Here is a 13309-nt window from a genome sequence, read left to right as displayed (position 1 = left end):
GTATCCGGGGCGCAAACGCATCGGGGCGTTTCGGCCACACGGCCGACCCCGCGCGGACCGGGCGGGGACACAAACGGGAACCGGACGGCGACGCGCGGAAAACCGGGCGCAAAAACCGTTTGCTGGGGGCACGCTTGAGGAAGAGCACCACGACCATGCCGAGATCGGGTCTATTGTCACCGCTGTCACCGCGCGGCCTCGTCCGCAAGTTCGTGCCCGCCGCCGCCACTGCGGCGCTGCGGCCCAACTGGCTGCCGGGCGGCGCTGTCAAACCGGCCGGGCGCTCGACCCCGAGCCTCGGGCGCATCGGATCGCTGGAGGTGCGCCTCGCCCGCACCGCCAAGGAGATCCGCAAGGCCCAGGCGCTGCGCTATCACGTCTTCTACGAGGAAATGTCCGCCGTCGCGGACCCCCAGACGCAGGCCGCCGGGCGCGACATCGACGCCTATGACGCGATCTGCGACCACCTGCTGGTGCTCGATCACGAGGCGGTCGAGCGCAACGCCCCCTTCGGGCGCAAGAAGCCGCGCATCGTCGGCACCTACCGCCTGCTGCGCCAGGATGTGGCGGAGCGCAACGGCGGTTTCTACACGGCCGGCGAATTCGACATCCAGGCGCTGGTCGACGCCCATGCCGGCAAGAGGTTTCTGGAACTCGGCCGGTCCTGCGTTTTGCCGCCCTACCGCACCAAGCGCACGGTCGAGCTGCTGTGGCACGGGATCTGGGCCTATGTGCTGATGCATCGCATCGACGTGATGGTCGGCTGCGCCTCGATCGAGGGCACCGATCCCGATCGGCTCGCCGCGCAGCTTTCCTTCCTGCACCACCACGCCCGCGCGCCGGAGGACTGGCGGGTGCGGGCCGTGGACAGCCGCTACGTGGACATGAACCGGCTCGCCAGGGACGCGGTGAACGAGCGCCAGGCGCTGCGCGAGCTGCCGCCGCTCATCAAGGGGTATCTCCGCCTCGGCGCCTACATCGGCGACGGCGCGGTCATCGACCACCAGTTCGGCACCACCGACGTGCTGATCGTCCTGCCGGTGAGCGCCCTCAACAGCCGCTACGTGAATTACTACGGCGCCGACGCCCAGCGCTACGCGAGCTGATCCAGGACGCCCGACGTCAGGCGAGGGAGACCGGACCTGTCGTCCAGGAGCATCGGGCCCGCGCCAAGTAATTTGCAAACGGCGGGCCCGCGCCAATTTCCTACAAACGGCGGGCCCGCGCCAATTTCCTACAAACGGCGGGCCCGCGCCTCTAGACCCCGCATGTCGGCGAGCGTCGCGGCGCTGCCTTCGAGCCGCGCCGGGTCCAGCTTGAGAAAGCCGAAGCGCGTCAGAAACGCGTCCTGATCGGCCGGCGCCAGCGCCAGCACGGCCGGGTAATAGGCCCATTGTCCGAAGCCGATGGTGGAGGCGATCAGCGAGCGGGCGAGTCCGCGTCCGCGATAGGCCGCCTCGACGCCGAGCCCCGACAGCCACAGCGCCCCGTCCAGTTCGCCCGCCATCGCGAAGGCGACCGGACGGCGGCGCAGGAAGGCGGCCCAGACGCGGCCCTCGCTCGCCAGCACGTCGAGTTCCGCCATCAGATCCCGGCCGTTGGAGGCGGGCAGCCAGGCCGCGCGATCCTCCGCCGTCCACCACAGGTCGTGGATCCGGTCGACCTCCTCGCGTTCGACGGCGCGAATGACGAAGGCGGCCGCATCGCTCACGGCTGCGGCCCGTCGTAGCCCTCGATGACCACCAGATCCGACACCGACGCCTTTTCGCGCAGGGACTTGGCATGCGCATAAGCATCGCTGCGGTAGCAGGCGAGCGCAGAATCGTAGCTGTCGAACTCGATCACGACATTGCGCTGGCGCGCCGCGCCCTCGACGCATTCGAACGCCCCGCCGCGCACCAGAAACCGGCCGCCATAGGCGCGAAAGGCCTCCGCATTGGCCGCCACATAGGCCTTGTAGGCGTCCATGTCGGTCACATCGACCCGCCCGATCCAGTAGCCCTTCGCCATAGGCGTCTCCCGTGTCTGCGCCGTGAACCGGCCTTTCGGACAGGGGTAGGGGAGGCGGGCACGCGTGTAAAGGGCAGCGCCCATGAGCCTTGAGGGGGCGGCCGGCCCGTCAGGCTTAACACCCCCTTAAATCGCCGTATTTAAGCTGCACAGCCGGGCGGCGAAAAGGAGTGCCGCGCCGGACGGCGCGCCTCCTTGCAGCGCCTTCCTCCCGCGTCTTGGGGACACCGAACGACACGATGGCACGAGGATCGTCCAGGACCAGCCGGCGCGAACCGCGCCTGACCGGCGACGCGGCGCGCGACGGCGGCACGCTCGACATGCGCCTGACGGGCGCCGACCGCGCGGTGGTGTCGGGCCAGCCCAAATCCGGCCGCAAGGCGCAGAAACCGGCAGCCGGCAAGGCGCGCACCGCCTCCCCGAAAACCGGGAAACGCGGCACGCGCGGCACCGGTGGCGGGCGCGGTGGCGGCGGACGTGGCGGCGGCAGGCGGCGCGGGCTCGTCGGCGTCCTGCGGCGCGGGCTCTACTGGACCATGGTGCTCGGCATCTGGGCCGGCATCGCCGGCATCGGCGTGCTCGGCTATTACGCCGCCTATCTGCCTCCGACGTCGGAGTGGCAGGTGCCGCAGCGCCCGCCCAACGTGCGCATCGTCGCCGCCGACGGCACGCTGATGGCCAATCGCGGCGACACCGGCGGCGAGGCGGTGCGGCTGGAACAGCTCCCGCCCTATCTGCCGCAGGCGGTGATCTCCATCGAGGACCGGCGGTTCCGCTCGCATTTCGGGCTCGACCCCATCGGGCTGGCGCGAGCCATGGTCACCAACGTCAGCAGCGGACGGCTGGTGCAGGGCGGCTCGACGCTGACCCAGCAGCTTGCCAAGAATCTCTTTCTGGAGCCCGACCGCACCTTGAAGCGCAAGGTGCAGGAAGCGGTGCTGGCGCTGTGGCTGGAGGCCAATCACTCCAAGGACGAGATCCTGGAGATGTATCTGAACCGCGTCTATTTCGGCGCCGGCGCCTATGGCGTCGATGCCGCCGCGCGGCGCTACTTCGGCAAGTCGGCGCGCATGGTGACCGTCGCGGAGGCCGCGACCCTGGCCGGCCTGCTGCGCGCGCCCTCGCGCCTTGCCCCGACGCGCGATCCCGATGCCGCGCATGCCCGTGCCTCCACCGTGCTCGCCGCCATGGCGGAGGAAGGCTATCTCACAGAACAAGAAGCCCGCGACGCCATCGCCGCGCCGATGCGCGTCGTCACCCATCACACTTCGGCCAGCGAAAACTACGTCGCCGACTGGGTGATGGAGCAATTGCCGAGCTTCGTCGGCGCCATCGAAAGCGACATCATCGTCGACACGACCATCGATCTCGGCCTGCAGATCATCGCCGAGGACGCCTTGCGCCGGGCGCTTGCCGAGGAGGGCGCCGAACGCGGCGTCGAACAGGGCGCGGTCGTCACGCTCGACCGGGCCGGCGCGGTGAAGGCGCTGGTCGGCGGGCGCGACTATGCGACGAGCCAGTTCAACCGGGCGGTCCACGCCAAGCGCCAGCCCGGCTCCGCCTTCAAGCCCTTCGTCTATCTGGCCGCGCTCGAACGCGGGCTGTCGCCCGGCACGGTGCGGGTCGACGAGCCGGTGCGTTTCGGCCGCTGGGCGCCGCAAAACTACTCCAAGGACTATCGTGGCCCGGTGACCCTCACCGAGGGGCTGTCGCTGTCGCTCAACACCATCGCCGCCAAGCTGGCCAACGAGGTCGGCCCGCGCGCCATCATCCGCACGGCGAAGAAGCTCGGCATCACCTCGCCGATGCCGGCGAACCTGTCGATCGCGCTCGGCACGGCGGAGGTGACGCCGCTGGAGATCGCGGCCGCCTATGTGCCCTTTTCCAACGGCGGCTACGGTGTCGTGCCGCATGTCATCCGCCAGATCCGCACGGTCGACGGCAAGATCCTCTATGCCCGCACCGGCGACGGACCCGGCCGGGTGCTCGACCATCGCACGCTGGCCGACATGAACATGATGATGGCCGAGACCCTGCTGACCGGCACGGGCAAGCAGGCGCATCTGCCCGGCCGGCCCGCCGGCGGCAAGACCGGCACCAGCCAGAAGTTCCGCGACGGCTGGTTCATCGGCTACACGGGCACGCTGACGAGCGCGGTGTGGCTCGGCAACGACGACAATTCGCCGACCCGGCGCGCGACCGGCGGCTCGCTGCCGGCGAAGATCTGGAAAGAGGTGATGACCGCCGGACACCAGGGCGTGCCTGTCGCCGGGCTGCCGGGCGTGATCGACCGGCCGATGCGCGTCGCCGAGCCGGCCGCGCCCGACGCGCCGGTGACGATGCCGCCGGCCGAAGGCGATCCGGCGCGCCGGCTTCCCCCGATGCGCGACGGGGATACCGGCGGCGGACCGCTCGATCTGCTCAACCGGATCTTCGGCGGCTGAGGCTGCCTTCCGACGTCAGCCGGTCAGACGCATGTGCCGCGTCGCCCAGAAGACGGCGAGCGCCGCCAGCCCCAGGGCCGCGATGATCGCGCCGAGCGCCACTCCGGCGCCGCCGAGCGTCGCGCTGACGCCGATGCCGACGACCGCCGCCGTGCCCATCTGGCCGATGCCCATCAGCGAGGAGGCGGTGCCGGCGCGCTCGGGAAAGGGCATCAGGGCGGCCGCCTGCGACTGCGGCAGGACGAGCCCCACGCCGACCATGTAGATCATCATCGGCAGCACCACGGCAGCCGCCGAGGGCGTGGCCAGCAGGGCGACCAGCATTGCCGTGCCGCCGAGCGCCAGAAGCCCCGTGCCGAGCGCGATGGTGACCTCCGCGCCGCGTTTCGGCGCCACCCGCTGGCCGAGCACCGTGCCGACCACATAGGCGCCTGCACAAAGGCCGAAGGCGATGCCATAGACCGACGGGGCAAGCCCGTAGATGTCCTGCAGCACGAAGGACGAGCCGGAAATGAAGGCGAACAGTCCGCAGTAGGTCAGCGTCACGATCGCCAGATAGGCGCGGAACACGCCATGGCGCAGCAGTCCCGCGAAGCCGCGCAGCATCGCGGCCAGGGAGAAGCGAGTCGGATCGCGCCGCGCCAGCGTTTCCGGCAGGCCGCGCCAGACGGCGAGGATGACGATCCCCGCGAAGACCATCGATACGAGAAAGACGAAGCGCCAGCCGGCGGCGCCCGAGATCAACCCGCCGAAAAAGGGCGCGACGGCCGGCGCCAGCCCCATGATCGAGCCCATGCGCGCCAGCTCCTGGCCCGCGCGCGGACCGTCGTAGAGATCGCGCACCACGGCGCGCGCCAGCACCACCGGGCCGGCGGCGCCGAAGGCCTGCAGGAAGCGGGCGGCGATCAGCACCTCGACGGTGGGCGCCAGCGTGCAGGCGAGGCTCGCCACGGCATAGATCCCGAGGCCCGTCAGCAGCACCGGCTTGCGGCCCAGCCGGTCGGCGAGCGGGCCGTAGAAGATCTGCCCCACGGCGAAGCCGACGAGGAACATCGACAGGGTGAGCTGCACGGCCGCGTTGGCGGTGTCCAGCTCGCGCAGGATCTCCGGCAGGGCGGGCAGATACATGTCGGTCGACAGGGGCCCGAGCGCCGTCAGGCTGGCGAGCAGGATCGTCAACAGCCAGGTGTCGGGCTTGAGCATGCAGGCGCGCTCCGCGTTCGTTTGTCTTGGCCAGAGTGGGCCGGGCCAGAGTGGGCCGGGCCAGAGTGGGCCGAAAGGGATCGGGCCGGACGGCCGGACCCGCGACAAGGGCAGGCGGACGGGCGGAAGACGCCTATCCGTAAAGGTGGAGCCGGGCGCCCTCGCGCCGCAGCCAGTCGCGGGCCGTGTCGGTCTGGGGGGCGAGCTCCCGGCACAGCGCCCAGAAGCGCGGCCCGTGGTTCATCTCCCTGAGATGCGCGACCTCATGCGCTGCGACGTAATCCAGGATCGCGGGCGGCGCAAGCACCAGCCGCCAGGAAAAGGACAGCCGGCCGGTGCTGCTGCACGAGCCCCAGCGGCTGCGCGTGTCGCGCAGGGTGAGGCCGGAGACCCGGGCTCCGAGCCGCTCCGCATGGCCGGAAACAGCCGCCTCAAGATCGCGCCGCGCTTCCCGCCGGAGCCAGTCGGTGAGCTTGCGCCCGACATGCGCGGCGTCCCCCGGAACGACGAGGAGCGGATGCGGCGTGCCATCGCACACCCGCACCAGACCGCGCAGGCCGCCGCCGGCCACGATCGCATGCGGCGTGCCGCGAAAGGGAACCGTGCCGCCGTCGGCGAAGGGCACGGGATCGGGCCGTCCGGCGAGTTGCCGGGCCAGCCAGTCGCGCTGACGGTGGGCGAAGTCGCGCGCCGTCTCCAGCGTGCCGCGCTGCGGCACGGTCAGCACCGGATCGCCGCCCGTGGCCGGCAGGCGCAGGATGTAGCGCCGGGCCCTGGCGTTGCGCACCAGCCGGATCGTATGCTCCGCGCCGTCGATGCTCAGCGAGATCGCCTCGGGCAGCGGATCGACACGCCTGCGCCACATGGGCTTACACCGTCACGAGATCTTCGAAGCGCTTCGGCGCGGTGCCGTTGAGCGGGTTCTTCGCCGACCAGCGATAGCGGATCGTCTCGAAGCGCATGTCGCGGGCATCGACCAGCAGCAGGCGTCCGATGAGCCCCTCGCCGAAGCCGGCGATCTCCTTGATCGCCTCCATCGCCTGCATGGTGCCGATCATGCCGGTCAGCGCGCCGAGCACGCCGGCCTCGGCGCAGGTCGGCAGCAGCCCGTCGGCGGGACGCTCGGGAAAGAGGCAGCGGTAGGTCGGGTTGGGCGTACCTTCAGAATCGCGCTCATGCGGCTTCAGCAGCGTCAGCGATCCGTCGAGCCGGCCGACGGCCCCCGTCACCAGCGGTTTGCCGGCGAAGAAACAGGCATCGGACACCAGATAGCGCGTCGCGAAATTGTCCGAGCCGTCGATCACCAGATCGTAGCGGCCGATAAGCGCGAGCGCGTTGGCGGGACAAAGCCGCTCCGCCCAGGGCTCGACCTTCACATGCGGATTGAGCCGGGCGATGGCCTCGGCCGCGCTGGCCACCTTGGGTTCACCGAGCTGGTCGGTGTCGTGGATGACCTGGCGCTGCAGGTTCGACAGGGACACGGTGTCGTCGTCGACCACGCCGAGCGTGCCGACGCCGGCGGCGGCGAGATATTGCAGCACCGGCGCGCCGAGCCCGCCGGCGCCGATCACCAGCACGCGGGCGGCCTTGAGTTTCTGCTGCCCGGGACCGCCCACGTCCTGCAGGACGATGTGGCGGGCGTAGCGTTCGAGTTCGGCGGGGGAGAGGGTCGTCATGGATCTTTTCGCGGTGTTGGGCGTGAGCGTCGCATCCCTGCGCGTGTGGTGGCAACCGGGCGGCGCAGGGTCAGCGCAGCAAGCGACCGACGAGGCGGGCGGTGTAATCCACCATCGGGATGATGCGCGCGTAATTGAGGCGCGTCGGGCCGATGACGCCGAGCACGCCGATGATGCGCTCGTCCTGATCGCGGAAGGGCGAGACGACGATGGAGGATCCCGACAGGGAGAACAGCTTGTTCTCCGAACCGATGAAGATGCGCACCCCCTCCCCGCCTTCGGCCGCGGCCAGAAGCTGAATGAGGTCGCGCTTCTTTTCCAGATCGTCGAACAGCAGGCGGATGCGCTCCAGATCCTCTTCCGCTTCCAGATCGGACAGGAGGTTGGAACGGCCACGCACGATCAGCGAGCCGACATCCGTGCTCGCCCCGCTCTTGGTCGCGATGCCCGCCTCCACGAGCTTGGCGGTCAGCGCGTCGAGCTCCTGCTGGTGCCGGTCGCGCTGGGTCTCCAGTTCCCGGCGCGCCTCGGCCAGCGTGCGGCCTCGAATCAGGTTGGTGAGATAGTTCGACGCCTCCACCAGCGCCGACTGCGGCAGGCCGGGCGGCAGATCGACGACCCGGTTCTCCACCGACCCGTCGTCGGCGACCAGCACGACCAGCGCCTTGAGCGGCTCCAGACGGACGAATTCCACGTGGCGCAGCCGCGCGTCGGCCTTGTGGGTGAAGACCACCCCGGCGCCGCGCGACAGACCCGACAGCATCTGGCTCGCCTCGGTCAGCAGCTGTTCGCTGGTGCGCTCGCTCTGCGCCGCCTTGACCTGCACCTCGATCTGGGCGCGCTCGTCCTGCGTCAGGTCGCCGACCTCGAGCAGCGCGTCGACGAAGAAGCGCAGGCCGCCCTCCGTCGGCAGCCGGCCGGCGGAGGTATGGGGCGCATAGAGCAGGCCGGAATGTTCCAGATCCGCCATCACGTTGCGGATCGAGGCCGGGGACAGCTGGATGCCGGGATGGCGCGACAGATTGCGCGACCCGACCGGCTCGCCGGTGTCGAGGTAGCTTTCCACGATCGCCCGGAAGATCTCCCGCGAGCGCTGGTCCAGCTCGTGCAGGCTGACCGGAGGCACACCCAAAGTCACGTCTCGTCGATCCCCATCAGCTCCGTCTCGTTTCGCCGGTCCCGGTGCCGGGACCGCGGTCGGGCGGCGCGCGTGCGCTCCGCCGTGTCCTAGATATAGGACATATCGCGCCAAGACCGTAGTCCCCCGTTGCGCGCCCGCGAACCCCCATTTCAACGCGCGGGACTTTGCATTAGAAGAACGGCAGAAACGCAGTCTGGAAAGGGATCGACATGCGGCCATCCAAACGTGCGGCCGACGAGCTGCGCGCCGTCACGCTGGAACGCGGCGTCTCCAAACACGCGGAAGGCTCCTGCCTCGTGAAGTTCGGAGACACGCATGTGCTGTGCACCGCGAGCCTCGAGGACCGGGTGCCGCCCTGGCTGCGCGGCCAGAACCGCGGCTGGGTGACGGCGGAATACGGCATGCTGCCGCGCGCCACCGGCGAGCGCATGCGCCGCGAGGCCTCGGCCGGCAAGCAGTCGGGCCGCACGCTGGAGATCCAGCGCCTCATCGGGCGCTCGCTGCGCGCCGTGGTCGATCTGCCCGCACTCGGCGAGCGGCAGATCTCGGTCGACTGCGACGTGATCCAGGCCGACGGCGGCACGCGCACGGCGGCGATCACCGGCGCCTGGGTGGCGCTCAAGGATTGCCTGGAGTGGATGCGCGCGCGCGACATGGTCGGCGCCAACGTGCTGAAGGATCACGTGGCCGCGATTTCCTGCGGCATCTATGCCGGCACGCCGGTGCTCGATCTCGACTATGTCGAGGATTCCGACGCCGACACGGACGCGAATTTCGTGATGACGGGCACGGGCGGCATCGTCGAGATCCAGGGCACGGCGGAAGGAACGCCCTTCACCGAGGAGGAATTCGCCGCGCTGCTCGCCCTCGCCAAGACCGGCATCTCGCGCCTCGTCGACTTCCAGAAGATGGCCATTTCCTGAAAACCCCCTTTCCCGAGGCACGCATGACCACCGCATCCCGCCGTCTCGCCCCCGGGCGCATCGTTCTGGCCAGCCACAATGCGGGCAAGCTGCGCGAGTTCGACGAGTTGATGGCCCCCTTCGGCTTCGACGTCGTCTCGGCCGGTGCGCTCGACCTGCCTGAACCGGAGGAAACCGGCACGACCTTCGAGGCCAATGCCGAGTTGAAGGCCCGCGCGGCGGCTGAGGCCGCCGGTCTGCCGGCGCTCGCCGACGACAGCGGCTTCTGTGTGGCCGCGCTCGACGGCGCGCCGGGCATCTATTCCGCGCGCTGGGCCGGGCCGGACAAGGACTTCGCCATGGCCATGCGCACGGTGGCGGAGAAGCTCTCGGCCGCCGGCGTCGCGCAGGCCGAGGGCGCGCGCGCCTCCTTCGTCGCCGTGCTGTGTCTCGCCTGGCCGGACGGGCACGCGGAGTTCTTCCGCGGCGAGGTGGAGGGCGAGATCGCCTGGCCGCCGCGCGGCGACGGCGGCTTCGGCTACGACCCGATGTTCAGGCCCGACGGGCACACGCGCACCTTCGCGGAAATGTCCTCGCAGGAAAAACACGGCTGGTCGCGCACCGGCCCGGCCCTGTCGCATCGCGCGCGCGCCTTCCAGGCCTTTTCGGCGGCCTGTCTGGAGCGCGCATGACCACGCAGGCGGACGGCGGTTTCGGCATTTATGTGCATTGGCCGTTCTGCGAGGCCAAATGTCCCTATTGCGACTTCAACAGCCACGTCCGCCATGCGGCCATCGACCAGCCGCGCTTCGCCGCCGCCTTCGAACGCGAACTGGCGGCTTTCGCCACGCGCACGCCCGGGCGCACGGTGAATTCGATCTTTCTCGGCGGCGGCACGCCGTCGCTGATGGAGCCGGCGACGGTCGGGCGCATTCTCGATGCCATCGGCGGGCTGTGGACGGTCGCGCCGGATGCGGAGGTCTCGCTGGAGGCGAACCCCTCCTCCGTGGAGGCGACACGGTTTCGCGGCTACCGCGCGGCCGGGGTCAACCGGCTGTCGATCGGCGTGCAGGCGCTCGACGATGCCGATCTCAAGCGCCTCGGCCGGCTGCACGACGTCGCCCAGGCGCGCGACGCGATCGCGATTGCGCGCGCCACCTTCGAGCGGATTTCCTTCGATCTGATCTACGCGCGGCCCGACCAGAGCGCCGCCGCCTGGCAGGCGGAACTCGGCGAGGCCATCGATCTCGCCGCCGATCACCTGTCGCTCTACCAGCTCACCATCGAGCAGGGCACGCCCTATTTCGAGCTGCATCGCACCGGCAAGCTCGTCGTGCCCGATCCCGACACGGCCGCGCATCTTTACGATCTCACGCAGGAAATCTGCGACGCGCGCGGGCTGCCGGCCTATGAGGTCTCGAACCACGCAAGGCCCGGCGCGGAGTGCCGGCACAATCTCGTCTACTGGCGCTATGGCGACTATGTCGGCGTCGGGCCGGGCGCGCACGGCCGGCTGACGCAAGGCGCGGGCAAGGTCGCGACCGCCACCGAACGCCACCCCGAAACCTGGCTCGCCGCCGTCGAGGCGCAGGGCCACGGCCTGGTGGAAGACACGCCGCTGACGGAGGAAGAGCAGGGCGACGAGTTTCTCGTGATGGGCCTGCGCCTCACCGAGGGCATCGACCTCGCCCGCTACGAGGCCATCGCCGGGCGCCGGATCGATCCGCGCCGGCTGGACGACCTGATCGGGCACGGCATGGTCGAGCGCCTCGGCGGCACCCGCGTGCGCGTCACCCCGGCCGGCATGCTCGTTCTCGATGCCGTGGTCGCGGATCTCGCGGCCTGAGTCGCGCGCCGTTCCGACCTGCCCTTTTCGGCGGCGCAACACGGCACGGGCAAGTCAAGCGCTGAAACAATAGGCAAATTTGCCGAGAAATGGCCTGTCGACGTCTGTCGCGCTTGATGTAACCTTCCAGCTTGTCATATTATTTTTGCAATGCGAAAAACAGTCTGGCCATCTCCAGCCAGCACAGGACGGGGGTCGATCGCGTGCCGCTTTATCACATGTACGAATTCACCCATGCGGCGATGAGCCCGATCCGGGCCGGTGCCGACATGACGCGCCTCTACTTCCAGAATCCGCTCAATCCGCTCAGCCACACCCCCGCCGGCCGGCAGGTGGCCGCCGGATGCGAACTCATCGAGCGCATGACCCGGCGCTACGGCAAGCCCGAGTTCGGGCTCGACCAGACGACCGTCAGCGGCGTCAAGGTGCCGGTGCGCGAGGAGGTCGTTTGGAGCAAGCCGTTCTGCAACCTGCTTCATTTCGACCGCAAGACCGGCCCCCGGCGGCGCAATGATCCCCGCATCCTGATCGTCGCGCCGATGTCGGGCCACTATGCGACGCTGCTGCGCGGCACGGTCGAGACGCTGCTGCCGAGCGCCGACATCTACATCACCGACTGGGTCGACGCGCGCATGGTTCCGGTCACCGAAGGACGCTTCGATCTCGACGACTACATCGACTACATCATCGAGATGCTGCACTTCCTCGGGCCCGACACGCATCTGATGGCGGTGTGCCAGCCCTCGGTGCCTGCCCTTGCCGCCGTCGCGGTGATGGAAGCCCATGGCGACCCGATGGCGCCGGCCTCGATGACGCTGATGGGCGGCCCGATCGACACGCGGATCAACCCGACCGCCGTGAACGACCTGGCCGAGAACAAGGGCATCGAGTGGTTCGAGCGCAACGTCATCATGAAGGTGCCGTTTCCGCAGCCCGGCTTCATGCGCGACGTCTATCCCGGCTTTCTCCAGCTGTCGGGCTTCATGAGCATGAACCTCGACCGGCACATGAACGCCCACCACGAGTTCTTCAACCACCTGGTGGCCGGCGACGGCGACAGCGCCGAGAAGCACCGCGAGTTCTACGACGAGTATCTCGCCGTCATGGATCTGGCGGCGGAGTTCTACCTCCAGACCGTCGAGACCGTGTTCATCAAACACGCACTGCCCAAGGGCGAGTTCCGCCATCGCGGCGAGACGGTCGACTGCGGCGCGATCCGGCGCACCGCCCTGCTCACCGTCGAAGGCGAGAAGGACGACATCACCGGGCGCGGCCAGACCAAGGCGGCGCACGATCTGTGCGTCAACCTCTCGCCCGACATGCAGGCCCATTACATGCAGCCCGACGTCGGTCACTATGGCGTCTTCAACGGCTCGCGCTTCCGCTCCGAAATCGCCCCGCGCATCCTCGATTTCATCCGCACCCACTACAAGCGCCCCGAAACGGCGCCGGCCGCGCCAAAGGCGCCGGTTCCGGTGAAGGACGCGGTGAAGCGCGAGACCTCCGAGCCCGTCGCGCGTCCCGCGGCAACGCAGGACAAGGCGGCGGCGAAGGCCGAGACCGCGTCCCCGCGCGCCGGCGACCCGCTGGCCACCGTGCTGCTGGCCGAACCGCAGGGCGCGGCGGACGATCTCACCGCCATCACCGGTGTCGGGCCGAAGCTTCAGACCGCGCTCAACGGGGCCGGCATCTTCCACTTCTGGCAGATCGCCGCGCTCACCGACGCGCAGATCGAGGCGCTGGACGGCAAGCTCGACTTCAAGGGCCGGATTGCCCGCGAGGGCTGGATCGAACAGGCGCGCAAGCTGGCGGCGGCCCAGCCCGCGGAGGGCTGACCGCCCGGCTCCCTCCCCCCAGGCATCCTTCCCCCAGGCATCCTTGCAAGGCCCGCGCGAACCCGCCTCGCGCGGGCCTTGTGCGTTTTCACCCCACTTCGGACCGCCGTTTCGACCCCGCCCGGCGCCTCGCCCCGCGTCACGCCTATGCCCCTCGGGTCGGCGGTCGCCTGTTGATATCCGGTTATACAAATACGCTGAAATCTCATTTTACATTACCTTTTGTATCAAACACCCTGCGACCCCTGACAA

The 13309-nt window shown here is 69.5% G+C and carries 12 protein-coding genes; 6 read left to right on the top strand and 6 right to left on the bottom strand.

Annotated elements, in window-relative coordinates; all coding sequences use genetic code 11:
- The first annotated feature begins 155 nt into the window (after window positions 1-155).
- Window positions 156-1106, top strand: coding sequence for a GNAT family N-acetyltransferase (locus tag ABL312_RS18420; protein WP_374730151.1), 951 nt, complete (start codon window positions 156-158; stop codon window positions 1104-1106).
- Between the two features lie 128 nt (window positions 1107-1234).
- Here the strand turns inward: ABL312_RS18420 and ABL312_RS18415 are convergent, their stop codons facing one another.
- Both ABL312_RS18415 and ABL312_RS18410 read right to left on the bottom strand, forming a co-directional pair.
- On the bottom strand, window positions 1235-1711 hold the full coding sequence (locus ABL312_RS18415; RefSeq protein ID WP_349358859.1) for a GNAT family N-acetyltransferase: 477 nt from the start codon (window positions 1709-1711) through the stop codon (window positions 1235-1237).
- A complete protein-coding gene (locus ABL312_RS18410) occupies window positions 1708-2010 on the bottom strand; it encodes a DUF1330 domain-containing protein (RefSeq protein WP_349358858.1) in 303 nt (100 codons plus the stop codon). Before ABL312_RS18410 ends, ABL312_RS18415 begins: the two co-directional genes overlap by 4 nt.
- A 239-nt stretch (window positions 2011-2249) precedes the next feature.
- Here ABL312_RS18410 and ABL312_RS18405 point away from each other — a divergent pair, with 239 nt between their 5' ends.
- On the top strand, window positions 2250-4454 hold the full coding sequence (locus ABL312_RS18405; RefSeq protein ID WP_349358857.1) for a PBP1A family penicillin-binding protein: 2205 nt from the start codon (window positions 2250-2252) through the stop codon (window positions 4452-4454).
- Window positions 4455-4469: 15 nt separating this feature from the next.
- Here the strand turns inward: ABL312_RS18405 and ABL312_RS18400 are convergent, their stop codons facing one another.
- The 4 genes from ABL312_RS18400 to hrcA form a co-directional block, all read right to left on the bottom strand.
- A complete protein-coding gene (locus ABL312_RS18400; RefSeq protein WP_349358856.1) occupies window positions 4470-5657 on the bottom strand; it encodes a multidrug effflux MFS transporter in 1188 nt (395 codons plus the stop codon).
- 133 nt (window positions 5658-5790) lie between these two features.
- Window positions 5791-6522 (bottom strand): SprT family zinc-dependent metalloprotease, encoded by a 732-nt coding sequence (locus ABL312_RS18395; RefSeq protein WP_349358855.1) that lies wholly within the window; start codon window positions 6520-6522, stop codon window positions 5791-5793.
- Window positions 6523-6526: 4 nt separating this feature from the next.
- Window positions 6527-7333 carry a molybdopterin-synthase adenylyltransferase MoeB gene (locus tag ABL312_RS18390; protein ID WP_349358854.1) on the bottom strand — a complete coding sequence of 269 codons (807 nt, stop codon included), beginning with the start codon at window positions 7331-7333 and terminating at the stop codon, window positions 6527-6529.
- 70 nt (window positions 7334-7403) lie between these two features.
- Window positions 7404-8471: a heat-inducible transcriptional repressor HrcA gene (gene hrcA / locus ABL312_RS18385; protein WP_349358853.1), complete on the bottom strand. Its 1068-nt coding sequence runs from the start codon at window positions 8469-8471 to the stop codon at window positions 7404-7406.
- Window positions 8472-8683: 212 nt separating this feature from the next.
- On the opposite strand from hrcA, the gene rph reads away from it, so the two are divergent.
- The 4 genes from rph to phaZ all read left to right on the top strand — a co-directional run bounded on the left by rph (window position 8684) and on the right by phaZ (window position 13057).
- The gene (gene rph, locus ABL312_RS18380; RefSeq protein WP_349358852.1) at window positions 8684-9397 is read left to right on the top strand and encodes a ribonuclease PH; all 714 of its coding nucleotides are present in this window, start codon (window positions 8684-8686) and stop codon (window positions 9395-9397) included.
- A 23-nt stretch (window positions 9398-9420) separates the two neighbouring features.
- Complete coding sequence (rdgB, locus tag ABL312_RS18375; RefSeq protein ID WP_349358851.1) at window positions 9421-10068, top strand: RdgB/HAM1 family non-canonical purine NTP pyrophosphatase; 648 nt, start codon at window positions 9421-9423, stop codon at window positions 10066-10068.
- Entirely contained in the window at window positions 10065-11222 is a 1158-nt protein-coding gene (hemW, locus tag ABL312_RS18370) for a radical SAM family heme chaperone HemW (RefSeq protein ID WP_349358850.1), read from the top strand. Before rdgB ends, hemW begins: the two co-directional genes overlap by 4 nt.
- Before the next feature lie 242 nt (window positions 11223-11464).
- Window positions 11465-13057: a polyhydroxyalkanoate depolymerase gene (gene phaZ / locus ABL312_RS18365; RefSeq protein WP_374730216.1), complete on the top strand. Its 1593-nt coding sequence runs from the start codon at window positions 11465-11467 to the stop codon at window positions 13055-13057.
- The last annotated feature ends 252 nt before the right edge of the window (window positions 13058-13309 follow it).

This window comes from Stappia sp., from assembly GCF_040110915.1.
Taxonomy (GTDB): Bacteria; Pseudomonadota; Alphaproteobacteria; order Rhizobiales; family Stappiaceae; genus Stappia.
Note: the sequence above shows the minus strand (reverse complement) of the source record. Positions and strands in the feature narration are given on the sequence as shown.